25 protein-coding genes and 2 pseudogenes are annotated in these 23,606 nt (G+C 69.0%); 10 read left to right on the forward strand and 17 right to left on the reverse strand.

Features of this window, described 5'->3' with window-relative positions; all coding sequences use genetic code 11:
- Positions 1–172 precede the first annotated feature (172 nt).
- Complete coding sequence (locus AC067Z_RS36335) at positions 173–712, forward strand: GNAT family N-acetyltransferase (protein ID WP_478793920.1); 540 nt, start codon at positions 173–175, stop codon at positions 710–712.
- A gap of 134 nt (positions 713–846) precedes the next feature.
- On the opposite strand, the gene AC067Z_RS36340 is transcribed toward AC067Z_RS36335, so the two are convergent.
- Positions 847–1,440, reverse strand: coding sequence for an NUDIX domain-containing protein (locus AC067Z_RS36340; protein ID WP_478793921.1), 594 nt, complete (start codon positions 1,438–1,440; stop codon positions 847–849).
- A 244-nt stretch (positions 1,441–1,684) separates the two neighbouring features.
- On the opposite strand from AC067Z_RS36340, the gene AC067Z_RS36345 reads away from it, so the two are divergent.
- A complete protein-coding gene (locus AC067Z_RS36345; protein WP_478793922.1) occupies positions 1,685–2,509 on the forward strand; it encodes an endonuclease I family protein in 825 nt (274 codons plus the stop codon).
- 471 nt (positions 2,510–2,980) lie between these two features.
- Here the strand turns inward: AC067Z_RS36345 and AC067Z_RS36350 are convergent, their stop codons facing one another.
- Together AC067Z_RS36350 and AC067Z_RS36355 are read right to left on the reverse strand one after the other, a co-directional pair.
- Complete coding sequence (locus AC067Z_RS36350; RefSeq protein ID WP_478793923.1) at positions 2,981–4,165, reverse strand: low temperature requirement protein A; 1,185 nt, start codon at positions 4,163–4,165, stop codon at positions 2,981–2,983.
- A gap of 42 nt (positions 4,166–4,207) precedes the next feature.
- Complete coding sequence (locus tag AC067Z_RS36355) at positions 4,208–4,453, reverse strand: hypothetical protein (protein ID WP_478793924.1); 246 nt, start codon at positions 4,451–4,453, stop codon at positions 4,208–4,210.
- 285 nt (positions 4,454–4,738) lie between these two features.
- Between AC067Z_RS36355 and AC067Z_RS36360 the strand changes: the two genes are divergently transcribed.
- From AC067Z_RS36360 to AC067Z_RS36370, 3 genes and pseudogenes are all read left to right on the forward strand, one after another.
- A complete protein-coding gene (locus tag AC067Z_RS36360; protein WP_478793925.1) occupies positions 4,739–5,041 on the forward strand; it encodes an ArsR/SmtB family transcription factor in 303 nt (100 codons plus the stop codon).
- Positions 5,038–5,430, forward strand: a complete 393-nt coding sequence (locus AC067Z_RS36365; protein WP_478793926.1) for a VOC family protein — start codon at positions 5,038–5,040, stop codon at positions 5,428–5,430. Before AC067Z_RS36360 ends, AC067Z_RS36365 begins: the two co-directional genes overlap by 4 nt.
- A 394-nt stretch (positions 5,431–5,824) precedes the next feature.
- Positions 5,825–6,217 (forward strand): annotated as a pseudogene (locus tag AC067Z_RS36370) (aromatic ring-hydroxylating dioxygenase subunit alpha); the annotation flags it as partial.
- A 463-nt stretch (positions 6,218–6,680) separates the two neighbouring features.
- On the opposite strand, the gene AC067Z_RS36375 reads toward AC067Z_RS36370, so the two are convergent.
- The 3 genes from AC067Z_RS36375 to AC067Z_RS36385 all read right to left on the reverse strand — a co-directional run bounded on the left by AC067Z_RS36375 (position 6,681) and on the right by AC067Z_RS36385 (position 8,563).
- Positions 6,681–7,307 carry a glyoxalase gene (locus tag AC067Z_RS36375; RefSeq protein WP_478793927.1) on the reverse strand — a complete coding sequence of 209 codons (627 nt, stop codon included), beginning with the start codon at positions 7,305–7,307 and terminating at the stop codon, positions 6,681–6,683.
- Positions 7,308–7,312: 5 nt separating this feature from the next.
- On the reverse strand, positions 7,313–7,777 hold the full coding sequence (locus tag AC067Z_RS36380) for a helix-turn-helix transcriptional regulator (protein ID WP_478793928.1): 465 nt from the start codon (positions 7,775–7,777) through the stop codon (positions 7,313–7,315).
- Between the two features lie 375 nt (positions 7,778–8,152).
- Positions 8,153–8,563 carry a VOC family protein gene (locus tag AC067Z_RS36385; RefSeq protein ID WP_478793929.1) on the reverse strand — a complete coding sequence of 137 codons (411 nt, stop codon included), beginning with the start codon at positions 8,561–8,563 and terminating at the stop codon, positions 8,153–8,155.
- Between the two features lie 159 nt (positions 8,564–8,722).
- On the opposite strand from AC067Z_RS36385, the gene AC067Z_RS36390 reads away from it, so the two are divergent.
- The gene (locus AC067Z_RS36390; RefSeq protein ID WP_478793930.1) at positions 8,723–9,226 is read left to right on the forward strand and encodes a hypothetical protein; all 504 of its coding nucleotides are present in this window, start codon (positions 8,723–8,725) and stop codon (positions 9,224–9,226) included.
- Positions 9,227–9,384: 158 nt separating this feature from the next.
- On the opposite strand, the gene AC067Z_RS36395 is transcribed toward AC067Z_RS36390, so the two are convergent.
- From AC067Z_RS36395 to AC067Z_RS36430, 8 genes and pseudogenes are all read right to left on the reverse strand, one after another.
- Complete coding sequence (locus tag AC067Z_RS36395; protein ID WP_478793931.1) at positions 9,385–10,362, reverse strand: NAD(P)-dependent alcohol dehydrogenase; 978 nt, start codon at positions 10,360–10,362, stop codon at positions 9,385–9,387.
- Complete coding sequence (locus AC067Z_RS36400; protein WP_478793932.1) at positions 10,359–10,574, reverse strand: helix-turn-helix transcriptional regulator; 216 nt, start codon at positions 10,572–10,574, stop codon at positions 10,359–10,361. The genes AC067Z_RS36395 and AC067Z_RS36400 overlap by 4 nt, the downstream gene beginning before the upstream one ends.
- 17 nt (positions 10,575–10,591) lie before the next feature.
- The gene (locus AC067Z_RS36405) at positions 10,592–11,020 is read right to left on the reverse strand and encodes a hypothetical protein (protein WP_478793933.1); all 429 of its coding nucleotides are present in this window, start codon (positions 11,018–11,020) and stop codon (positions 10,592–10,594) included.
- A 137-nt stretch (positions 11,021–11,157) separates the two neighbouring features.
- Positions 11,158–11,280 (reverse strand): annotated as a pseudogene (locus tag AC067Z_RS36410) (IS5-like element IS4811 family transposase); the annotation flags it as partial.
- 96 nt (positions 11,281–11,376) lie between these two features.
- Positions 11,377–11,556, reverse strand: a complete 180-nt coding sequence (locus tag AC067Z_RS36415; protein ID WP_478793934.1) for a hypothetical protein — start codon at positions 11,554–11,556, stop codon at positions 11,377–11,379.
- A gap of 1,099 nt (positions 11,557–12,655) precedes the next feature.
- Complete coding sequence (locus AC067Z_RS36420) at positions 12,656–14,008, reverse strand: MFS transporter (RefSeq protein ID WP_478793935.1); 1,353 nt, start codon at positions 14,006–14,008, stop codon at positions 12,656–12,658.
- 204 nt (positions 14,009–14,212) lie between these two features.
- Positions 14,213–15,382 (reverse strand): acyl-CoA dehydrogenase family protein, encoded by a 1,170-nt coding sequence (locus AC067Z_RS36425; protein WP_478793936.1) that lies wholly within the window; start codon positions 15,380–15,382, stop codon positions 14,213–14,215.
- 41 nt (positions 15,383–15,423) lie between these two features.
- A complete protein-coding gene (locus AC067Z_RS36430; protein WP_478793937.1) occupies positions 15,424–16,980 on the reverse strand; it encodes an acyl-CoA synthetase in 1,557 nt (518 codons plus the stop codon).
- A 113-nt stretch (positions 16,981–17,093) separates the two neighbouring features.
- Here AC067Z_RS36430 and AC067Z_RS36435 point away from each other — a divergent pair, with 113 nt between their 5' ends.
- Complete coding sequence (locus AC067Z_RS36435) at positions 17,094–17,720, forward strand: TetR/AcrR family transcriptional regulator (RefSeq protein WP_478793938.1); 627 nt, start codon at positions 17,094–17,096, stop codon at positions 17,718–17,720.
- Positions 17,721–17,847: 127 nt separating this feature from the next.
- Positions 17,848–19,032 (forward strand): serine hydrolase domain-containing protein, encoded by a 1,185-nt coding sequence (locus AC067Z_RS36440; RefSeq protein WP_478793939.1) that lies wholly within the window; start codon positions 17,848–17,850, stop codon positions 19,030–19,032.
- Between the two features lie 161 nt (positions 19,033–19,193).
- Here the strand turns inward: AC067Z_RS36440 and AC067Z_RS36445 are convergent, their stop codons facing one another.
- A complete protein-coding gene (locus AC067Z_RS36445) occupies positions 19,194–19,784 on the reverse strand; it encodes an isochorismatase family protein (RefSeq protein WP_478793940.1) in 591 nt (196 codons plus the stop codon).
- A 167-nt stretch (positions 19,785–19,951) separates the two neighbouring features.
- Here AC067Z_RS36445 and AC067Z_RS36450 point away from each other — a divergent pair, with 167 nt between their 5' ends.
- Positions 19,952–20,941, forward strand: coding sequence for a GlxA family transcriptional regulator (locus AC067Z_RS36450; protein ID WP_478793941.1), 990 nt, complete (start codon positions 19,952–19,954; stop codon positions 20,939–20,941).
- 229 nt (positions 20,942–21,170) lie between these two features.
- Here the strand turns inward: AC067Z_RS36450 and AC067Z_RS36455 are convergent, their stop codons facing one another.
- Positions 21,171–22,019: an SDR family oxidoreductase gene (locus tag AC067Z_RS36455; RefSeq protein WP_478793942.1), complete on the reverse strand. Its 849-nt coding sequence runs from the start codon at positions 22,017–22,019 to the stop codon at positions 21,171–21,173.
- Between the two features lie 119 nt (positions 22,020–22,138).
- Here AC067Z_RS36455 and AC067Z_RS36460 point away from each other — a divergent pair, with 119 nt between their 5' ends.
- The gene (locus AC067Z_RS36460) at positions 22,139–22,606 is read left to right on the forward strand and encodes a MarR family winged helix-turn-helix transcriptional regulator (RefSeq protein WP_478793943.1); all 468 of its coding nucleotides are present in this window, start codon (positions 22,139–22,141) and stop codon (positions 22,604–22,606) included.
- A gap of 441 nt (positions 22,607–23,047) precedes the next feature.
- Here the strand turns inward: AC067Z_RS36460 and AC067Z_RS36465 are convergent, their stop codons facing one another.
- Positions 23,048–23,539 carry an RrF2 family transcriptional regulator gene (locus tag AC067Z_RS36465; protein WP_478793944.1) on the reverse strand — a complete coding sequence of 164 codons (492 nt, stop codon included), beginning with the start codon at positions 23,537–23,539 and terminating at the stop codon, positions 23,048–23,050.
- Positions 23,540–23,606: the final 67 nt, after the last annotated feature.

Raw genomic sequence — 23,606 nt, forward strand, 5'->3', positions numbered from 1 at the left:
GACCCGGCAACCGAAGGGGAAGGTTGATATGCCACCCCGACAGCCTCCCACCCACACGGCCACCACACCCACCAAACTTACGAAAAGATCAGTAATGCTGTTCGGGGTTCGGATCCAGGTGGAGTTAAGCGTTTCCCGTTCGGTTGGTTTCGCCACTTGTTAGCGTGCGCGAATGGAAGATCTGGGACTCGTGGCGTGGCCGCCTGAGCCGATCAGGACCGAGAGGCTCGTGCTCCGTGAGCCCGAGACCCGGGACCGTACGGCGTTCATCGAGCTGCTCGCCTCGCCAGAGGTGCACACCTACCTCGGCGGCCCCCGGCCGCGTGACGAGCTTGAGCGCGAGATGCCCGAGGTGCCCGCGCGGCGGCCCGGGAGCTTCGTCGTCGATCTCGACGGGTCGATGATCGGCCAGATCCTGCTCAGGAGAGCAACGGAGCACCGTCGCCCGGCTGCCGCGGGGAAGGCCGATCTCGGCTACCTGTTCCTGCCGCGGGCGTGGGGATTCGGGTACGCCACCGAGGCGTGCGCGGCGGCACTCGACTGGTTCGACGGCGTCCTTCCCGGCGAGCCGGTGGTGCTCACCACCCAGACCGCCAACGTCGGCTCGATGCGTCTCGCGGCGAAGTTGGGGTTCACTGAGGTAGAGCGGTTCGAGGCCTGGGGCGCCGATCAGTGGCTCGGCATGTGGTCCCCGGTCACGCCGTCCAGTTGAGTTTGCGACGGAAGCGCCGGGGAGCCCATCCACGCGCGAGCGGCCTGCAACCGCGACTTGCCCGCGCGCGGCGGGCCACCTACGACCCCGGGCGTGAACGCCGACACGTGGAATCAACACGGCCGACCCAAGGGTCACCGGCGTTCGGCGACAGCGAGCGGCTTCAACACCCGGACAGGATCGACCAGTTCCGTCCTCGGATAGGCCCCGGTCTGGTTCCGTGCGATCAGCGCGGCGTACTGGCTCATCCGGAGTCGGTCTTCGGAGAAGTACCCCCGCCACTGCTCGCCCAACGGCAGCCAAGCCGCAGGCTGACCATGTTCCGGGATGAGCGGCGTGGCCCGGTCAACGACTGCGGCGAAGGAGACACCCATCGTGGCCGACCAGCCGGGATGGTAGGAGCGAACGGTCACCGCCGTCGGCGTCGCGAGGAGTTCCGCGCTGATGCCTGTCTCCTCGAACAGCTCACGGGCCGCCGCCTCGCGGGGCGTCTCGCCTGATTCCACCCGGCCGCCGGGCGAGACCCATCCTCGCCAGCGGTGGTTGACCAGCAGGACGTGCGTCAGCTCCGTGTCGAAAACCCACACGTCAGCCCCCAACGGTCCGATCCCCACCCCGTCAGCTCTGCGCAGCAGCCACTCACGGGCGTTGTCGTACTCCGTCACGGCCTGGCGAGCATCGGAGAGAGCAGCTTCCAAGGTGCGGCTCTCGATCACGTGGTGCGTCATGCGGGCAACGTATGCGGAGCCACTGACAGCCGAGCAGGACCTGTTCGGGCACTCCCCCGGGACCACGAATAGGCGGCTTTGGGCGGCGTTCACGGTGTCGGCACGGGATGGGCGCAGCTCGTCCACTCTCCGGCGTGTGCCGCGTGGCAGTCTCCCTGATTCGAACACTCAATCACCCTGTGCCCGTGAGTGCCGTGTTGGCGTCTTGCGGGTGCCCGTATCGGGAGAGGACACCCCCCACATCATGTCCACTCATCGCTTTCGCCGTCGGCGGTCCTGGCGGGCCGCTGCCGTGGCCGCGGCAGTTGCGGCCGTTGCTGTCCCGTCGGTCGCTGTGGCAACCCAGTCCGCCCCCGACTCGAGCCGACCCGCGGTGGTGTCGTTGGACGACACCTACTACCAGGACGCGCTGGGCAAGAGTGGCCCGGAGCTGAAGGCCGCCCTGCACACGATCATCAGCGAGCAGACGAAACTGTCCTACGACCAAGTCTGGGACGCGCTGAAGACCACTGACGAGGATCCGGACAACCCGTCGAACGTGATACTCCTCTACACCGGCCGCTCGCAGTCCAAGGACAGCAATGGCAGCGGCGCGGACGACTGGAACCGCGAGCACGTGTGGGCGAAGTCCCACGGCGACTTCGGCACCAGCACCGGCCCCGGCACCGACATCCACCACCTACGGCCCACCGACGTGTCGGTGAACAGCACCCGCGGCAACAAGGACTTCGACGCCGGCGGCGACGAGGTCGGTGAAGCGCCCGGAAACTTCACGGACGCCGACTCCTTCGAACCGCGCGACGCGGTCAAGGGCGACGTGGCACGCATGATCCTCTACATGGCCGTCCGCTACGACGGCGATGACGGCTTCGCCGACCTCGAACCCAACGACCAGGTCGACAACGGCTCCGCCCCGAACATCGGCCGCCTGTCCGTACTGAAGCAGTGGAGCAAGCAGGACCCGCCGGACACCTTCGAACAGGACCGCAACCAGGCCATCTACGGCATACAGAAGAACCGCAACCCGTTCATAGACCACCCCGATTGGGTCGACTCCATCTGGCAATAGCCCTGGCGCGCACCACCGAAGCCCCGCCGGACAGCAAGCGGCCGGGAAGTCACCAGCCCGCTGACGCGCCGCCCCGGGGCAGACGCAGGAGGTCCTGGAGGACGCAGTCCTCCAGGACCTCCTCAACACCCAGGTGATGTTTCGCATCGGCCGGCCCTGGGCCGACATCAGCACGACGATCGCGCAACGCAGTCGGATCGCGTCTTCGAGGTCCGATCCGCTGGAGTCGTCCGCCCTCCTCCACGGGTCATCGGCCGGACGAACACTCCCGAACGACGCCCACAACCGGGATGCGGCCTGACGGCCAACCAACAGTCGATCAAGTAGTACGGGATCGGCCTGCCGAGCAGAGCCACTGGTTGACCCGGATGGCCAAGTCGTGCGCAATAGCGGCCTGCTGCAGGAGAGGCTGATTCGGGTAAGGGCGGGCCGGGTCGGCGAACACATCCTCGTGCGGGGCGGCATGAGCGCTCAGCCACGGTTCGGCAGGCTCGCCTTGCGTGCCACCGCGATGAGTGTGGCAGTGATGAGGGCCGCGGTGAGCAGGCCGGTGACGAGAACCGGGATGGGCGTGAGGGTGGCCGCGAGGATGGCGAGTACGGCCAGGGGGTAGATGACGTCGGCTGTGTTCCGCAGCTCCTCCGTGCGGTGGTGCAGGATCCAGACGACCGCGACGAAGACGGCGACAGGGATGGTGTAGGTGGCAGCCGCGGCGTGGTCGCTCAGGTGGCCGTGGCCTGTGGTGTGGGCGACGTTGACGGCGAGACCGGCCCCGACGGCTGCCGCGGAGGCGAAGACGAGGTAGTGGCCGTAGCCCCAGCGGAGTGCGGCGTTGAGCGTGGTCAGGCGACGGTGGGCGTTCTGGGCGAAGTACAGCCACCACATGGCGAAGACGGTGAGCACGCCGCCGACGGTGAGGGTGGCGACGTCACCCAACGAGGCGTCGGTGTCGAGTGCGGAGCGGACGGCGAAGGTCGCGGCCGTGATGGATTCGCCGAGGACGATCAGAGTGAACAGGCCGTAGCGTTCCGCGATGTGGTGCGGATGCCAGGTGGTGGTGGCAGCGTGTTCCGCCCAGACGGGAACAGCGAGTTCGGCCACGGCCAGGACGGCGAACGCGACGAGGCCGCCGTCGCCGGGTAGGGCGAGGCGGGCCACCCAGCCGATCTGCACCACGAGGATGCCGACTGCATAGCGCAGGCAGCAGCGCCTGCGCTCACGGTCGGAGCGGGCGGCGCGGAGCCACTGGGTGACCATGGCGAGCCGCATCACGACGTAGCCCCATGTGATGACGGTGAAGTCGTAGTCCTCGAGGGCCTTGGCCGCGCCGGCCGCCATGACGAGCGCGCCCGTGATCTGCACAAGCGTCAGCAGCCGGTAGGGCACGTCGTCGGTGTCGTAGGCGGAGGCGAACCAGGTGAAGTTCATCCAGGCCCACCAGATGGCGAAGAACACCAGTGCGTAGCCGAGAACACCGTGGCCGATGTGCCCGGCGGCCAGTTCGTGCTCGAACGCGGCTGCGGCCTGCGCGACGGCGGTGACGAAGCACAGGTCGAAGAAGAGCTCCAGGGCGGTGGCGGTGCGGTGCTTCTCGCTCGCGAGGCGCGCCACCATGGGCCGGTGCCACGCACCGGCTGAGGATTCCGAGTGGCTCATGATCGTCTCATTCCGACGCTGGGGTCCGAACCGGCGATGCGGTCAGGCCTGCCTGGTTTCGTGAATCGGCTGTCCCTGTCGCCGGTGACCGTGGAGGGCCGACCGGGTGCGCATGCTTCCCCGGCTGTCGTTGGCCAAGAACGCGGCCTTGGGGTCGACCGCGAACATGCGGTCATACTCCTCCTCGGTGATTTCGGTCAGCGGCTTGGTCAGCACCATCCCTGCGGTGTCGATGCTGCAGTCCAGCTTGCCGAACCGGTTGATGACCTCGTCGAAGACACGCTCCACCTGTGCGGCCTTCGCCAGTCGCCCCGAATCGCGAACGCCTCGCCCGAACCGTTGTTGATCTGTGCGACGACATCCTCGGCCTTGGCCATGGAGGAGTCGCTGTCGTGGTGCACGGCGCCCCGGGCACCCTCGACGGCGAGAGTCGCACTGACCAGGGCCACCGGCCTCCCGAGCCGCCTGCCGCGTCCTCGCTGCTCGCGGGCCCGCTCCCGCCGTCGGCGGGCAACTCGGGAGGCGGCACACCTCGACTTGATAGGCAAGTGAATAGTTGCCTATCCTGGGGTCGTGGCCGACGACCTCTTCAAAGCCTTGGCCGACCCCACCCGCCGAACCATCCTCGACGAGCTCACGGAGAGGTCCGGACAGACACTGTTCGAGATCTGCTCGCGACTGAGCATGAAGCATCAGCTCGGCATCTCGCGCCAGGGGGTCTCCCAGCACCTCGCCGTGCTGGAGGCCGCCGGGCTCGTCGAGACCAGGCGGGAGGGCCGCTACAAGTTCCACGACCTGAACACAGCCCCGCTGCGGCACATCACCGAGCGATGGCTCGAGCCCGACACATCCGGACCGGAGAAGAGCACCCCATGAAGATCCATCTGACCAGCGTCTTCGTCGACGACCAGGCCAAGGCCCTGCGCTTCTACACCGAGATCCTCGGCTTCGTGAAGAAGCACGACGTCCCGGTGGGCGAGAAGGACCGGTGGCTGACCGTCGTCTCGCCCGACGAGCCCGGCGGCACCGAACTCCTCCTGGAGCCCACCGGCCACCCGGCCGCCAAGACCTACCGCGACACGCTCGTCCAGGACGGCATCCCGCTCGCCCAGTTCGCCGTCGACGACGTACAGGCGGAGTACGAGCGCCTGAGCGGCCTCGGCGTCCGCTTCACCCAGGAGCCCCTGGAGATGGGCCCGGTCACCACAGCCGTTTTCGACGACACCTGCGGCAACCTGATCCAGATCGCGACAAAACCGCAGTAGGCGGTCGACCGCGTGCGGGGCTCGGCCGCGGCGGCGACCGGACCCCCGCCCTGGAATTCGCCCACTGTGGGCATGACTCCGCTCACGGCGGCGGACCGTTCGGTTTCGACGTCAAGCCGGCGGTCCTCGCCCTCGCGGAGCGCCTGACGGGGGCGGCTCACGGAGGAGCTACTGCGCGACACGCGATCGACCGCGAGGCATCCAAGCAGCGAAACCGGTCGAGCGAAGCAGCAATGCTTGAAGCAGTGGCGCCGCATCGCCACCCGCTACGAGAAGACCGCGACCCATCACCTTGTCACTCTCCGGGGCGAACCTGCTCGACACGGACCCGGGGGAGACAAGAGAGGTGAGCGAGGACTACGGCCGCCGATCAGACCTGCTGCCGGCCGGCGCCCGGACCCTGCAGGCGGTCCCCGAGAAAGCTGCGCTGCCGGCGTTCTCCCTGTGGGCCGCCTACGTACCCCAGGCCGCCGACCAACGCACCAACCACACGTTCGGACTGCTCACGATCGCGAAGCCGCCCGTCCCGGGGACTCTTCATCTCGCCTGGCCGTTCATCCGGCGCTTCACCGAGCGGGTCTTCGCGCAGGACCGGATGGCCGTCGAGGCGGAGCAACGCGCTTGGGACGAACAGGGCGAGGACTGGAACCAAGAGGTGTTCCCGCTGATCCTCCATGTCCGCGACGTGCTGCTGGCCAACGGTGTCCCCCTCCGCCCCGCACCTGCACTCGGTGCTGAGCCCTGCGGGGGCAGGGCGGGACAGCCGCCGTGTCCCACAAACGGCTAGGCCCTGTCCTGAGGCGCTCCTGCACGTAAGGGAGTTGGCAAAGGACGCCGACTGCGAACCGTTCGCCGCGGGCGGTCTCGACCGGGCCGGGATGCCTGTTCGGACTGCGGTCGACCGGAGTTGTCCGCCCCAGCAGACGCCCTTTCTCGCTGCGGATTCGGGCGCGCGGCGTTGGGCGGCCAAGACGTCGGGGTGGCGGACATCGGCATTGCGCCGGCGCACGTACCAGTGCAGTTCACGCGTCTGAACCGGGTGGGTGGATGGTTGGAGTCGGCTCGGGTGAACTGGCGCAGTGGCCCGAAGGGGAACGTGCACATCACCCAGGCGCGCGAATTCAGGGTGCGGTCCGGACGGTCCTCCGACCGGGCCACGCGAAACCTCCAGCATCACCTGGGCACATGGCACCGCCCCGAGCCCCGCTGTCCCCAGATCGGCGACCAGACAGGCACGGAGCGGTGACACATCACGACGTGGGTGCAGGGGATGCGGCCTCCCATGCGAACCCGTCCGGGTCGGTGAAAGGCCCGACATCGCCACCGATCGTGAGGCGGTGCGAGCCGGTGCCGTCGGGAGAGACGCCGGCGTCCTTGGCAAGGGCACGGCGCTTGTACAGCGCCAGCTTGACGGGGCTCGACCCAGCAGCGAACTCGACGTACTTGGGGCCGAAGCTCTTCGCCACGGCGAGGCCCTGGTCGACGTAGAACCGCTTGCTCGCGGCCACGTCCGCGACTCCCAGCAGGAGCACCATGTCGTCGATCTGCCGGGTGGCAGGGCCGGTGTCCTTCTTCGCCGAGGTCGCGACCTTCCAGATCGTTCCGTCAGGGGCCTCTACGACACCGCCGTAGCCCCAGAGCGACTTCGTGACGGGCTTCAGCGGCGTGGCGCCGGCGGCGAGGGCGGCGTCGATGAAGCTGTTGACGGTGGCCGGCTGGGACACCGTGAGCGAGAGGGTGAACCCGCGGAAGCCGGTTGTGGGTGCCTCCGAGGCCCGCATGCGGATCTGCGTGTCCAGGCCGAAGGCGGCGGTGTAGAAGCGGTCGGCGGCCGTGGTGTCGGCCACCTCGAGGGTGATGGATTCGATGGATGCCATGGCCATCACGCTAGTTGCGGCTCGGCGGCGGGCGCTTCTTGATTCCTGACCGGTCTTGTCACCTGTTTCGCCACACACGGCGGCATCCCCGCCGCAGCGCCCGTTGCGCGGCGCCGGTAGACGCTGGGCGGCATGCCGACCAGCTCGGTGAAGCGGGTGCTGAACGTGCCCAGCGATGAGCAACCGACCGCGAAGCAGACCTCGGTGACGCTGAGGTCGCCACGACGCAGCAGTGCCGTCGCGCGTTCGATGCGACGCGTCATCAGGTACGCGTACGGCGATTCGCCGTAGGCGAGGCGGAACTGGCGGCTGAGGTGCCCGGCGGACATGTGCACGCCGCCGGCGAGTGCCTCGACGTTCAGCGGCTGCGCGTACTCCCGGTCGATCCGGTCGCGGACGCGGCGCAGTCGCGAGAGGTCGCTCAGGCGCTGCGCCGCGGTGCGTGCGCGCCCCCACGAGGGGTGACACATGGGAGAACTCCTTTTCATCGATGGCCGCGAGCACCTGGGCTGCATGCCGAGGCAGGCGGCGAGGTGCTCGATGGCGATCACCGGCCGGCCGGAGTCGACGAGCCGGTCGAGCATGCCAAGAAGCCGAGCAACTGCTCGGCGGCGGTGGGATGGAGGCCGGTGGTCGGCGCGGCATGTGGACGCCGCCCTTGTGCGCGGTCGGGTAGGCGGCCGGCGTGCGCGCCTCGGCCTCGGCGGCCGACATCGCGAGAAGTTCTGCGATGGTGCGGCCGCCGAGGGGGTGGTCGAGGGCAGCGGCCCGCAAGCGCCGGCCGCCGGAGTCTTCGCAGGTGGTCGCGACGCCGGCCGTCATGGCCGCATCGATGACCGGTCGGCTCAGCGAAGCTCCTGGATGCGGATCAGGTTGCCCGCGGGATCACGGAAGGCGCAGTCGCGGATGCCGTACGGCTGCTCGGTGGGCTCCTGGACGACCTCGGCGTCGGTGGCCTGCACCTTCTCGAACATGCCGTCGAGGTCCCGGGTGGCCAGCAGGATCCAGCCGTAGGTGCCCTTGGCCATCATCTCGACGATGGTGCGGCGCTCGTCCTCGGTGATCCCCGGGTCGGCGGCCGGCGGCGCCAGGAGGATGGACGTGCCGGGCTGGCCGGCGGGGCCGACCGTGATCCAGCGCATCTTGCCCTGTCCTACGTCACTGCGGACCTCGAAGCCGAGGGCGTCGCGGTAGAAAGCCAGGGACGCGTCCGGGTCGTCGTGCGGGAGGAAGCTCGCGTGAATGGTGATGTCCATGATGATCAGGCTAAGTGCGACTCCGTACCCCGCGCTTCTCGATTCCTGACCGATCTGGCCACCTGTTTCGCCACACGCGGTCCGACCTACGCGCCCGCAGGGGGCGATGGTCTTGGTCGGCCTGCTCTCGTCCGTGACCGTTGGGCATACTGATTCGTCATGGACACCCGCGCCGTCACCCGCGTGTACGTGCTGATCACCGCTCTGCTGTCGCTCGCCGTGGCGGTCGTCGCGGCCAGTGGTGGGTACGTCCTGGGTGGGGCGGTGGCAGCGGTCACCTCGGGGCTGGTGACCGGCGCCGCAGCGTGGGGCGGCACGGTCGTCATCCGCCGACGCGTGTTCGCGGACCTGAAGCAGGCCGAGTCGGACGCGACCGCCCATGGTTACGGCCAGGGCCTGGCCCAGGCCGTGCTCCTCGGGGTCACCGCGTACGAGGCTGTCGCGTTCCCTCTGACCGGTCCGGCCGGTGTCACCGTCGGGGAACGCGACGCCCGCCGGGCCCTCGCGTACCGGATTGCGGCCGACGAGGGCCTGCCGCACAGTGTGCGGACGGCCGCCGCCGCAGCCCTGGAAGCCATCGACGACGGCCAGGAGCGTGATCACGCCCAGGAAGCCGTACAGGCATTGAATGTGGCCGTGCACCGGCTGCGCAGCCACCGTTGAGAACGCCGTGGCCGGGCACCTTGGACGACGTGGGTGACAAGGCTCGGTGGGGGCTGGGGCGGGAGGTGGCGTCGGAACACATCCGTCCGGCCACTCCCGAGGAACGGAGGAACGGATGCGCGCCGACCCGGCACCGGCGAACGCGAACGCGGGGCGTCTCAGACGGTGAGGACGAGCTTGCCGCGGGTGTGGCCCTTTTCCCAGTGGCGGACGGCGTCGGCGGCTTCGCTCAGGGGGTACAACCTGTCGATGACCGGGGTGATGTGGCCGGCTTCGAGGTAGTCGGCCAGGGGCTGGAGGACGTCCTCCTTGGGCTCCTTCACGAAGGGTGCGCGCAGGTACTGGCCGATGAACGGGGACAGGAGCAGTGCTCCGAGGGAGCGGTGCAGGCCGCCGAACCATCGCCCTCCCCCTTCGCCTCCGACGAGGACGAGGGTGCCCCGAGGGGCGAGGGCGCGCCGCAGGTGAGAGAGCGGTCGGTTGCCGGCGGTGTCGATGACGAGGTCGTAGCGGCGGCTGTCGGCGGTGAAGTCGTCGCGGGTGTAGTCGATGACGTGGTCCGCGCCGAGCGAGCGGACCAGGTCGGTCTTGTCCGTGCCGCAGACGCCGGTGACCTCGGCTTCGAACACCGCCTTGGCCAGTTGCACGGCGTACGTCCCGACCCCTCCGCCCGCGCCGATGATCAGGACCTGCTGCCCCTTCCGTATCCGCCCTTCCTCGCGAAGCGAGTGGAGGGCGGTGAAGCCGGAGATCGGAACGGCCGCCGCCTGCTCGAAGGTGGCCCCTGGTGGTTTCGCTGCCAACCGGTCCCCCGGGGTGCACGCGTACTCCGCGAAGGAGCCCTCGCACGTGCCGAACACCTCGTCGCCGGGCCGGAACCGGGTCACGTTGTTGCCGACCGCCTCGACGGTCCCCGCGACGTCCCAGCCGCGCACCCGGAGTTTGGGCGCGCGGAGTCCGAAGCCCATCAGGCGCATCGGGTACGGCTGCCCGGTCATGAGGTGCCACACGCTCGGATCGACGCCGGCCGCGCGTACGCGTATGAGGACGTCGTCGTCGCCGGGCACCGGCTTGTCGATGTCCCTGAGCTGAAGGACGTCGGCGGAGCCGTACACGTCCTGGACGATTGCCTTCACGATGCGTCTCCTTCTTCGTTGTCCACGTACTGGAACACGTCGTCGAGCGGGACCTTGAACACGCGGGCGATCTGGAAGGCCATCTCCAGGGAGGGCGAGTACCGGCCCTTCTCGATGGCGATGACGGTCTGGCGGGTGACGCCGATCCGGTCGGCCAGTTCGGCCTGTGTCATCTCTCCGTGCGCGAACCGGAGGGACCGGATCGAGTTCATGACTCTGGTCCGTTGGTTCACCAAGGCCGGAAGCCCCACCGGTACGCGGCGATCTTGGCGACGCAGCCGAGGATCGCCGACAGGGTGAAGCCGGCGTAGATCACATTGGCGATCCAGAAGTGGTCGAGCTCGGCCAGCGACATGGCCAGGGCCGCGACCCCGCCGATGACGACGAACGACTGGCCGACGTACTCGCCGAACCGGTGGATCTCCTTGTCGCGCTGGTCCCTTCGGCCGGCTTCCCGGGAGGCGGTGATCGAGACGACGATGCTGAGCACGATCGACACCGCGATGGAGGCCCCGACGGCCCAGAGCATGGTCGATACGTAAGAGACGTCTGTGAGTGGGGTGTTGGTCGCGCGGTCCAGAATGACGGCCAGGTAGGTCACGTACATGGCGACGGTGACCACCGCGATGATCCACGCGCGCTTTTCTTCGTGTGTCACGCCATGAATGTAAAGCAGAGCTGACATCACGTAAAGGATTTTTGACATGCGGAGTGAACCGTGACCACGGGACCGCCTCTTGACCGGCGTGACGCCGGTCGAGCGACCTGTGCGAGAAGTGCCTTCTGCTGGGCGGGGCGGCGGGTCATCAGCGTGAGGGCGGCCCAGGTGGTGAGCGCTTCGCTGTGCTGAACGAGCCTCTCGTCGTCGCGTGCGTGGCGGCGGGCACGCACAGGCCAGGCCGGGGTGCGTTCAACGCACGGCCCGCCCGTACGCGCAAGACGTGGTCTCGCGGAGGGCGGGCGCGGGATGCTGCTGGTCGAGGCGGTCACCAACCGGTGGGGTCGGACCCCGAGTCACCGGCAGAACGGTGTGGTTCGAGGGCGACGGCCGGTGCGGGGCAGTTCACGCAGTCGGTTACCGGGCGGGGTGCGGTTGGTGCGGTAGCGGTTGGTCACGGTGGTCCTGCCGGAGAGCGTGACGGTGCCGCCGCTGTTGAGGATTCCGCCGGGTCGATCCTGGCGAAGTTGGGTCACCGGGCAGTCCCTGACGGTCGGGCCAGAGTGTCGAGGTTCGCGAAGCCGCCACCCCCACTGTTGCCGTACGACCTGTCGGCGAAGACGGTGGTCCGCACGACGGCCTTCGCCGCCCCCGCAGCACCCGCAGCACCCGCCGACGATCACGCCCTCACCCGCGTCGCGGGTGTGGGTGGTGAAGCCGTGCTCGTCCCACGGCACACCACCCACACGTATGAGGTTCCAGCCGGTGGGTCAGCTTCGCGGTGCGGCCAGGCCACGCCTTCGGCTGCGGGCAAAATAGAACGCGCCCGCTGACGCAGCCGCGACAGCCATGCCGCCGCCGACAGTCATTTCTGTGACGCTGGGCCCCTGGGAGCCACCGATGCCGCCCTGCGCGGCAGCACCCGCAACGACGGTGAAGGTCGCGTTGGCGCTGCGGGCACCGCACCTCACGGTCAGAGTCGCCGCACCGGGGGCGGCTGTGTTGTCCACCCGCGCCGTCGCGGTCGCCGTCGTTCCCTGGGACAGATTCACGGTGGGAAAGGCGGAGGAGCTGACGGTTCCGCCGCCAGTGCAGCCGCTCGCGGTCACCGTCAGACTCGCGCCCTGGTGTACCTGCGAGGGACTGACCCTCACATTCGACGGCCCGCTCGGAGCAGGCGTTCCTCCCGCCCATGCCGCCGTCGGCAACAGGGCCACAACGGCGCCGGCCATACCCAACCCCACACACATCTGAGACACCCTCATCGTTTTCTCCTTCACCACAAGACGCCCCGGGACGGCACCCCAGGAATCAGCGCAGCGCACTGCCGTACACAACACTCGGTGCGATCACCGACAACGGCACGCCCACATCACCCGACCGAAGCGGGAAAAGCGACAAAAGTGCTGGTCAACCCTGATAAACATCGACTGGCGAGGAGGGAGAAGGTGTGGTGCGGATGGCCCACAGGCAGCGGCCGTGAGGGACCCTCAGCTGCCTTCAGGGCAGGGCGGCGCACTCCAGTGGCCCCTCGTATTCATCAGGCGTCCCCATGCGTCTCTCCGAGGTTCCCGATCCGCCCGCCCCGACCCGGCGCAGCAGTTCCTCCTCGGAGACGTCCTCCGGCCCCGCCGACTACTTCCTGGCCCAAGAGGTGCGGGAGGTGTCCGGTCCGTCTCCGGCGGCGCCGAGGCGCGCTGCATCGCGTTCCGGCCTGATGGCCGCGACAGCGGACGCGCCCGCCAACAGCATCACCGCGGCGGTGATGAGAAAGGCGGTGGTGTAGCCGGAGTCCGGGGCGTCCGCGGAGTCGATGAGGTGGCCGGTGAGGAAGGGCGCGACCAGGCCCGGGAGGGTGCCGGTTGCGGCGACGATGCCGAAGAGGGCGCCGCGCTGGGCGGCGGGGACGACTTCGGCAGCGGTCATGTAGTGGAGGGGAATGGCGACGGCGACGGTGCCGAAGGCGAGCGCGATCAGCAGCAGGCGGGGCACGGCGGCGTCGGTGAAAGGGAAGGTGGCCATCGCGCAGCCCGCGACGCAGACCGCGATTCCCTGTGCGGCACCGCTGGACCAGCGGCTGGACACGCCACGGGCCTTGAGCGCGTCCATGAGCGGCGAGACGGTCAGCAGCAGGACGAGGCTGAAGGCGGAGATGGCGCTGATGGTGGTTGCCGCGGCCCCGGGGCTCATGTCGAGCTCGGTTCTGAGGTAGGCGGGCAACCAGGCATGGCTGAGCGAGAGGGCCCAGGCGGCTCCGAATGCGCTGGAGATGCTGCCCAGTACGGTTCCGGTCAGCAGGAGCCGGCGGTAGGGCAGTCGGTGTGCGAGCGTCGCGGCTTCGCCCTCAGGTGCGCGGGCGTGGTCGAAGGGGCCGTCGTGACCGACCCGCCACCACACCAGGGCCCAGACCGTGCTCGTGACGGCGAGGGCGGCGAACGCCGAACGCCAGCCGAATCCGCTGATGAGCCAGGTGAGCACGGGTGCGGAGACGAGCGTTCCGAGGGCCGCTCCGCCAATCTGCAGGGCCGAGGGCAGTCCGCGCCGTTCGGGCGGGAACCACTTGTACAGCGCGTGCATGGACATCGAGGCCGCGGGCCCCTCGGCGGCGCCGAGCAGGATGCGGCCGGCCAGAAGGGTGGGGACCGCGGCCACGATCAGGACGGGCAGCTGGGCGACGGCCCACAGCAGCGTCATGACGAACAGGAGGGTGCGGCTGGAGATCCGCGCGGAGAGGAAGCCGACGACGAGCCCGGAGAGGCTGAAAAGCAGGGAGAACGAACTGGAGACCAGGCCGTAGGTGCTGTTGCTGAGATGCAGTTCGTCCATGATCGGTACGGCGGCGAGGCCCAGGACGGACTTGTCGGCGAAGTTGATGACCATGAAGGCGACGATCATCGCCGTGACCAGCCAGGCGCGACGGCGGTCGTTGCCGGGCGCCGCCATGTCTTTGGGACGGTCGACGGGAGGTGCGGCGGGATGGGGTGCCATGGGTGACTACTCCTGCGGGTGCGGTTGGAGCAGGGGGTCGGGACGACGGGCGGTCCCGGTGGCCGGGACGGGCAGGCCCCGTACGCGTGCGGATCACGGGTGTCCGTATCGCGGGGCTCGCTGCCTGTCCCGGTTCCGTCGGCACCTGGTGGCAGGGGCGACGGCACCGCCTCGAAGAGGTCTGAAGGTCCTGAACGGCCTTGGTCAGACGAGGGCCTTGACGATCGCGTTCTTGTGGATCTCGCTCGTACCGGTGACGATCCGGAACATCCGCAGTGTGCGGAAGATCTGCTCGACCTCGTGACCACGCGTCAGCCCGGCCTTGCCGTGAATCTGCACGGCCTGGTCGGCGACGCGGAAGCACGCCTCGGCGGTGAACAGCTTGCACATGTTGGCCTCCACCGCGATGTTGTCGCCGCGGTCGGCGCGGGCGGCGGTGGCCATCACCATCGAGCGGGCCGCGTAGAGGTCGGTGGCCATCTCGGCGAGCTTGTGCTGGATGGCCTGGTGCGCCAGGAGCGGGCGGCCGAAGGCGACGCGGCTCTTGGAGTACGCGACTGACAGGTCCCAGGCGCGCCGGGCGGCTCCGATGAGCGAGGGGCAGTGCAGCAGCCGGTTGAGGGTGATGCGGCCGATGCCGATGCGCAGACCCTGACCGATCTCACCGAGCAGGCTGTCGGCCGGGATCCGGCAGTCCTCGAAGAGCAGGTCGCCTTCCATCTGCTGGCCGGACATGGGGACTTCGCCGTCCAGGACCCTGCAGCCCGGGGTGTCCAGATCGACCAGGAAGGCGCTGTACTCCTCCTCGGTCCCGGCCATGCGGGCGACGACGATGGCGAAGTCCGCGAAGGGGGCGGCGGAGCTGAACACCTTGTGCCCGTTGAGCACGTAGGTGTCGCCGTCCGGGGTCGCGGTGGTGGTCATGCGCCGTACGTCGGAGCCCGCGTCCTGCTCGGTGAGGGAGAAGCAGCATGCCCGCTCACCGCGGATGACGGGCAGCAGGTAACGCTGAAGCTGGTCGTCGGTCGCGTACTTCACGATGGCGCCGAGGCGCAGCGGTCCGCCCATGTCTCCGAGCACCGAGTGCGACAGAGCCGCGCCGGACGCTGTCAGCTCCTGCTTCAGGGCGCACAGTTCGACGAAGTTCAGGCCCTGCCCGCCGAGCTCGGCGGGCAGGCTGATGCCGTAGAAGCCGAGTTCGCGGCTGCGCTGCCAGACGTGTTCGAGGGTGGCCCGGTCGAGCTTGCTCTCGGCCGTGATGCCGTGCTCGCGTTCGTACGGGACGAGTTCGTCGGCGAGGTAGCCGCGCAGCCGGACCACCAGGTCCTTCAGGCGGGGGTTGTCGTCGTAGGAGGGCTCGAGGGTGTAGGGCATGGTGCGCGGGTTCCTGTTCAGGGTTTCGGGATCCGGGGGGTTCAGTGGACGCGGCGCTCCGCGCCCGTCCAGTACCGCTCACGGATCGCGCGGCGGTCGATCTTGCCGTTGGGGTTGTGGGGCAGCGCGGTGACGAAGTCGACCGAGCGGGGCTTCTTCATGCGCGCCAGGTGCTCGGCACAGAACTCGATCAGCTCGGAGCTGCCGAGCGTCACGCCGTCGCGCGGGACGACAACGGCCTTGACCGCCTCGCCCCACTCGGCATCCGGGATGCCGACGACGGCCGCCTCGAAGACGTCGGGGTGCTGATGCAGAACGGACTCGACCTCGACGGCGTAGATGTTGAACCCGCCGGAGATGATCATGTCCTTCCTGCGGTCGACGATGAAGACGTAGCCGTCGGAGCGTCGGCGCGCGAGGTCTCCGGTGAGGAACCAGCCGTCGCGGAAGGTCTCGGCGGTCAGTCCGGGCTCGTTGTGGTAGCCGGGGACGACGTCGGGTCCGCGGACGGCGATCTCCCCGATCTCGCCGTCGGCGACCGAGCGGCCGTTGTCATCGACGATCCTGACCTCGGCCTCGGCGAGTGGCCGACCGCAGGAGAGCAGCAATTCCTCGTCCTCGCCCTCGATCGCGAGCCGGTGGTCCTCGGTGGAGAGGAACAGCACGCCGGAGGTGGTCTCGCCGCACCCGTACCCCTGGGAGAGGACGGGGCCGAAAAGGTCCCAGGCGGCCCGGATGCGGGCCGGGGACATGGGTGCGGCGCCGTAGATCAGCCGGCGCAGGCTGGAGAGGTCGTGGTCGAGGGCGTTCGGCAGTGCCAGCACCGTGTTGACCATGGTCGGGATGACGAACGCATGGGTGGCACGCTCCTGTTGGACGGTGGCGAGGAAGTCGGCGGCGTCCCAGCGCGGCAGGACGATCGCGCAGCCGCCGGCGTAGAAGATGCCCATCAGCGGCATGCCCGAGGCGTGGGTGACGGGCCCGGCAAGGATCTGCTTGTCGCCGCGGCCGACGCGGGTCTCCGCGTTCATCACCGACTTGCGCATCAGTGCCAGGCGGTTTCCGTAGGTCTGGACCGCTGCCTTGAGTTTGCCGGTGGAGCCCGAGGTGAAGTGCAGGACGGCGATGTCGTCCTCGCCGCATTCCACGTCGACCGGCTCGCGAAGGGCGGCCTCGACGGTCTCGGCGTAGCCGGGGCCGAGGCCGCTCGGGCCGTCGTAGCCGATGACCGTCTTCACCCCGGTGCCGGGCACCGCCTCGCGGGCCGTTTCCAGGTGTCCCGCGTCGACGAGCAGCACGCGGGCGTCCGACTCGCCCAGCAGATGGGCCACTTCCGCCGTGCCGAGCCGGGTGTTGATCGGGGCGCGGGCCAAGCCCGCCTTGTAGAGGGCCACTTCGGTGACGACGAGTTCGGCGCGGTTGGCCGCGAGCGTCGCCACGCGATCGCCCCTGCTCAGGCCGAGCTCGCGCAGCGCGGTCGCGAGCCGGTCGCTGTGGTCGTCGAGCTCCGCGTAGGTCAGCCGGGTCGCCCCGCAGACCACGGCTTCCGCGTCGGGGTGATGGCCGGCTGTCCGGCGTACGTACCGCCCGAGGTTCATTCCCACTCCAGAGTTTCCGAACGTTGTGTTCAATAACTATCTTGATGTTCGGCAACGTAAAGGTGGCGTTAGGGTCAGGTCAACGGTTCGGACGAGAAGGAAACGATGTGGACATGAAGCCCGCGGGAGACCGCCGCGTCCGCCGGACGCGCGCCGCGCTCCGCCAGGCCCTGGTCGAACTGGTCCTGGACAGGGGGTTCCAGGCGATCACGGTCGAGGAGATCACCGAACGCGCGGATGTCGGAAGGGCGACCTTCTACGCCCACTACCGGGACAAGGAGGACCTGCTCGTCGGGATCGTCCAGGATCTGGCCGAGGACCGCGAGCGCCTGCTGCCGGCCGTCGAACAGGCGCACTCGAAGGGCTTCACCGGTCTTCCGGTGCTGTACATCTTCCAGCACGCGCGACAGGAACGACCCGTCTACCAGGTGGTTCTTCGCGGTGAGGGCGACGGCCGGGCGCTGCGCGAGTTCACCGAGATCATCTGCGCACAGGCGGAGAAGGTCTTCCGCGAGCGGGCCGAACAGCTCGGGGCGACACCGCGCGTCCCGTTCGACGTCGTCGCGCGCGCCTGGACGGGCGAGCTCATCGGAGTGCTGTCCTGGTGGGTGGAGAACGACACCGGCTACAGCGCCGCCGATATCACCGCCCACCTGCGTGACCTGTCCGTCTACGGCCGCATCTGGGCCACCGGCCTCGCGCCGTCGGACGCTCCGGGGGCCCTCGACCTCGCACCCTGACCCGGACGCGAGCGGCGGCAGCACGGGTCCTCTTCGAGCCCGGAGATCGGCTCCCTGGCGAGAGTTACCAGACACGATGTACGGTATCGAGCCCAGAGCGCATGATCGCGAAGAGCGGAGCGGGCACATGACCGGCATGTCTTCCCTGTCAGATCTCACCTGGGCACGCGGGTTCACCGACCCTGCCTGGGTGCGACGGCACACCGTCGCGGGGCGTGAGACCGTGCCCACTCGCCGCGTCTGGCGGGGCGCGGGCGGGCCATGGGAACTGCCCACCGCGGGAGACGGCCTCGACGGCCTGACGTTCACCGGCCCGAACGGGCAGACATGCTCGCTCCCGGCTCTACTCGCCGCAGCCGAGACCGACGCCCTTCTCGTCCTGCACCGCGGCCAGGTCGTCCACGAGCAGTACCTGCACGGCTACGAGCCCCACGTGCCGCACTTCAACGCCTCAGCCGCCAAGTCCTACCTCGGCCTGCTGGCCGCGATGCTCGCCCACGAGGGCGAACTCGACCGCGGCGCCCAGGTCGCCACGTACGTTCCCGAACTCGCCGGCACCGCATTCGGCGACGCCCAGGTCGACCACCTGCTCCACATGGGCACGCAGATGAACTACGCGGGCCGCCCCTACGACAAGGCACTCGAAGCCCAGCGCTACTTCGCCGTCCTCGCGCCCCAACTGCGCCCCTACGGCTACACCGGGCCGGCCACCATCCGCGAACACCTCGCCACCGCCCGGGCGACCGGCGAGCTGGGCACCGACTTCCGCTACGAGAACGGCAACGTCGAGGCGCTCGCCGAAGTCCTGCGTCGCGTCAGCACAACCACCACGTCAGCGCTCCTGTCCGAGCTGCTCTGGTCCCCCATCGGCGCGGAGGAGGATGCCTACTACCTCCTCGACGCGGAGGGGACCGAGTCCGCCTGCGGCGGCTTCAGCGCCACGGCGCGCGACGTGGCCCGGCTCGGCGAGATGATCCGCTGCGGCGGCGCCGTCGGCGACCGGCAGATCGTCCCGGAAACCGTCGCCACCACCGTTGTGTCCGGCGTCCCGGACGGATACCCGCGCCGGGTCCGCTTCCCCGCCGCGCCCGCAAACGCCCCCGCCACCCTCTCGTACCACGATCTGTGGTGGATCCCGAACGACCCCTACGGCTCCTTCATGGCCAGCGGTATCCACGGCCAGCGTCTGTTCATCTCCCCCGGACTCGACCTCGTCGTCGTCCACTTCGGTTCCCAGGTCGTCTCCCCCGCCGTACCTCAGGTTCCCCTCGTCCAGGCGTTCCTCCACATCGGCACCCACCTCAACGGCTAGGTCCTGTCGTTCGGATCACCGTGCGGCCGGCGGCTAGGGACGTGCGGCTGCCCTGTACTTCGCCGGACGCATCCTCAGTCCGGACGGCGCGTACGGGCAGCCGCGGGCTCGCCTGCCGGCGCCCCTTCCGGGGCGTGCCGTCGCGGAGCACCTGCGGGGAATCAGCCCAGGGAAGCAGCCGACGGAACCACCACGCCGTACAGATCCTCGATCGTCGCCAGCGCACCATGGTGAACCTGTACGGCAGGCACCTCTACACCCGCCGCCCGCAGGGGGCGCGTAGCCGACGCATCCGCCACCACCGTCGGCCGGTTGCCGCGCAGGAACGCGCCGGACGCCGTGTACTGCACACACATGTGCGTCATGAACCCGGCAATGATGACGTCCTTGTTCTCGGCGCCGTCCACCACCTCCCCTAGGTTCGTCTCGTGGAAAGCGTCGGGCGTGGTCTTCACCACGACGGGCTCACCCTCGACGGCCGCCACACTCGGGTGGATCCGGCCGATCTCGGCACGGATGTCGTACGGGGTGCCCTCGCCTCCGTCGTTGACGACGTGGACGACCTTCGCACCCGCTTCCCTGGCCCGGGCCAGCAGCAGCGCGGCAGCATCGAGCGCGGCCTGCCACCCCTCCAGCTCCATCACACCGCGGGTGTAGGTGTTCTGGTAGTCGACCAGGACCAGCGTCGCACGGGCCAGCGAGGCCGGGGTCTGGTCAAGTCCATTGAGTTCCCGCAGGGTTGTCGTAGGCATGCTGCACCTTCTCGGGTTACGTATCAAAAGGTCAGGGCCATCGCGTGACGGCGCACCGCCCACGCTACGAACCCCCACTGCATGGCGGCAATGTCATGTAACTTGCAGATACAGACACTTGGTGCGGTGTGGTGTCGTGCCATCGACCCCAACCGGACGGACACCCCTTGAGCAGCCTCAACCGGTTCATCGTCGTGCTCCTCTTCGACGGCGTCGACCTTCTCGACGTCACCGGCCCCCCGGAAGTGTTCGCCCTGCTGCAACGGGAGACCGGCGACGCAGAGGGTTACCACGTGGTGCTGGCCGCCGAAACCATGGACCCCGTCACCACCTCTGCAGGGGTGCGCATCCTCCCCGACATCACGTTCCAGGAAGCATCCGCGCGCAGTATCGACACCCTCATGGTTCCCGGCTCGGTCGAGGTCGACGGCGACCGCCGCGTCCACGCCATCGCCGACCCCACCGTGGTCCACTGGGTGAAGGAGCTGGCAGGCAGGGCCAGGCGCGTCGCCTCCGTGTGCGTGGGGGCGCACATCCTGGCAGCCGCCGGGCTGCTCGACGGCAAGCGGGCCACCACCCACTGGTCCACCGCGCAGCAGCTCGCCGCCGACCACCCGGCGGTCGAGGTCGACGCCGACCCCATCTTCATCCGCGACCACGACGTGTGGACCGGAGCCGGCATCACCGCCTGCCTCGACCTGTCACTCGCTCTCGCCGCCGAGGACTTCGGCGAGGCCGTCGCCCTGCGCATCGCCAGGCAGCTCGTCATGTACCTGAAACGCCCCAGTGGGCAGAGCCAGTTCAGCGTCCCGATCGAACCCGTCTCGACCACCCGTCGCATGGACGACATCCGCCACTACGTCACTCGGCATTGTGCCGGACACCTCACCGTCGCCGATCTCGCGGAGCACGCCCATGTCAGCGAACGGCAGCTCGCCCGCATCTTCAAGACCGAACTCGGTACGACCCCGGCCGCCTACATCGAGTCGGCCCGCGTCGAAGTGGCGCGGAACCAGCTCGAGTCCACGGACGACACCCTCGAACGTGTCGCGTCGGCGTGCGGCTTCAACACTCCCGACACCCTGATCCGCGCGTTCCGACGGAAGCTGAACACGACACCGACGGAATACCGCAGCAGGTTCCGGCACTCGGGATAGCGCACGTCCGCCTCTTGCAGAATGCCCTCCCGGCACGCCTTCCGTTCTCGTGGTCGCCGCAACATCCCGGTCCAGGGGATGCGATGGGAGTTCAGGATCCGGGAGATCCGGCCGTTCAGGGGCCGAGTGAGACGCCCGGGCGCCCCTCACCTGCATGGCGGCGACGTCCGGCCCGGCGCACTGCCCGCCGATGAAGGCCACCGCCGTGCCGGACCGGGTCAGGTGACGGTCATCGGACCCAGGCACCGGTGAGGGCCTGCACCGCCGAGCCGTCAAGATCGGCCAGCTTGGTGCCGGTGAAGCCGCGGGCCCACTCGGACGTCTGGATGCGGAATGCCGGCTGCTCCTCGGTGAGAGCCTTCAGTACGGAATCGGCGGCCTCGGCGGGAGTCTGCGCCCCATTGAGGAACTGCGCGACGGTGCGGTCGATATAGGCCTGCAGCTGCGCGGCATACGGCCCCGCGGCGGCGATCTCACCCTCCAGGTCGACGCCGATGTTGGTGACGAACTCGGTGGCGACGGCGCCCGGTTCGACCACGGAGACCGTCACGCCGAGCCCGGCCGCGACCGGCGCGAGGCTCTCCATATAGCCCTCGACGGCGAACTTGGCTGCGCAGTAAGCCTCGTTGAAGGGCTGCCCGATGACGCCGCCGACGCTCGTGACGGTGATCAGACGGCCACCGGAGGCGCGCAGGTGAGGCAGGGCAGCCTTGGAGACGTGGAGCACGCCGAAGAAGTTGACTTCCATGACCGTGCGCACGTCGGCGACGCTCTCGTTCTCCAGCGTGCCGAGGTGCCCGGCGCCCGCGTTGTTGACCAGGGCGTCGAGGCGCCCGTGGTCGGCGATCACGCCGTCGATCGCCGCGGTCACGGATGCTTCGTCGGTGACGTCGAGCTGCCGGATGTCGAGCTCGACACCGGCGTCCGCGGCCGCCTTGCGCAGCGCGTCGGCACGGCCGGTGTCGCGCAGGGTCGCCACGGTGCGCCAGCCGGCCTTGGCGGCGGCGACGGCAGCGGCCAGGCCGATGCCGGAGGAGGTTCCGGTGATCAGGACGACCTTGGAATCGTTGGCAGACATGGTGTGACCTTTCGTGGGACAGGTACGGATCGCGGGAGGGATCCGAAAAACACGATTGCGTGCGTGTACACACACCATAACCATTATGTGCGTGCGCACGCAACCGCTAAGCTCGGACCATGACGAAGAGGAAGCTCACACAGGCGGAGATGCCCGCCGCCGACCACGCCTTCTACGGGCTCGTCTGGGCCGGAACCGTACTGACCGAACGCGTCGACCGCGCCTTGACCAAGGCCCACGATCTGCCGGTCTCCTGGTTCGAGGTCATGCTCTGGCTCGCGTCCAGCCCGGACCCGGTCCCGGCATCCGTGCTCGGCAACAGCACGATGCTCAGCCGCAGCCAGGTCTCCCGTGTCGTCGATGCACTCCACAGCCGCGGTCTGGTCAACCGTACGCCTTCCGCCCGGGACGCCCGCTCCGTCGAGGTCTCGCTCACCGAGGAGGGCCGCCGACTCTTCACGGAGGCCGACTCCACGCGTCGGCAGTGCCTGGCCCCGGTATTCACCGACCTGCTCGACCAGGACGACCTCCGAACACTCAGCACCATCTGGCAGAAACTCAAGGACAACAAGGAGAGCACGGCCTGACGGCTCCCAGCTCGCGGCCCGTCGGCCTCCCCGGGCTGCTGCACGTGTCGCGCCGGAGTGGCACGGGACATCACCGCCGACGACGTCACCTTCCGAGCGACGACGCCTTGCGAATGCGGCCCGCTGTCGGGTTCCGGGAACGGGTGTTCACCGACCCGATGTCCCGGACCATGGCCGGCAAGAACCTCCACTGGGCCGCCTCGGTCGACTCCACGATCGTGCGTGCCCCTGAGGACCACGAGAGCCCGACGACACAGCCCTGGCCCCCAACTACGCGGTCACAGCGCCGGGAAGCTTCTCGGGCACGGCAGGCCCGTTCCCACGAGTCGAGGGCAGCCTCGGCGCCGGTGCGGTGGCCGGGGGCGCCGGTCCGGTCATGGGCAGGTGACATCAGCGGCCGAAGCCCGGTCCGGGCCGACGTGCCGCCCACATGATGCCCCCTCAGCCGTGGGAGACATTTGCCGAGTTGAGCCATGTGCCGATGCTTGGCAGAGCCTGAGGCCCGCTGTCCTGCTCCACCGAGCCAACCAGATCCGCTATGGAGACACCCTGGAGCGATGACCGCCAGGCGGCGTCGGCGGCACTCATCGCGCGGGCTATGGGGCACGGCTTCGTGCAGTCCTGGGGCGGTGTCCCGAGGGGACCGCGCTGGCGAATCTCGGTGCACACGAACGCCGGGCTCGCCCCGTCGACCGCCTGCACCACATCCAGGACCGTGATCTCGGCGGCAGCCCTCGTCAGCACATACCCACCCGTCTTGCCCTGCACGGACTTCACGAGGCCCGCCCGGGACAGGGCCTGCATCTGCTTGGCCAGGTAGCTGGGCGAGACGTCGTGCAGCTGCGCAAGCCGGGCAGCCGGGACCGGCTCGACTGCCGCGGTCAGGACCACACAGCAGTGCAGCGCCCACTCCACGCCGCCGGACAGTTTCATGCGCCCTCCCGTCTGACTCGGATATAGACTATCCGAGTATCATCCCGGACATCGAATATCCGAGTTT

This window comes from Streptomyces sp. NPDC043812, assembly GCF_056436245.1.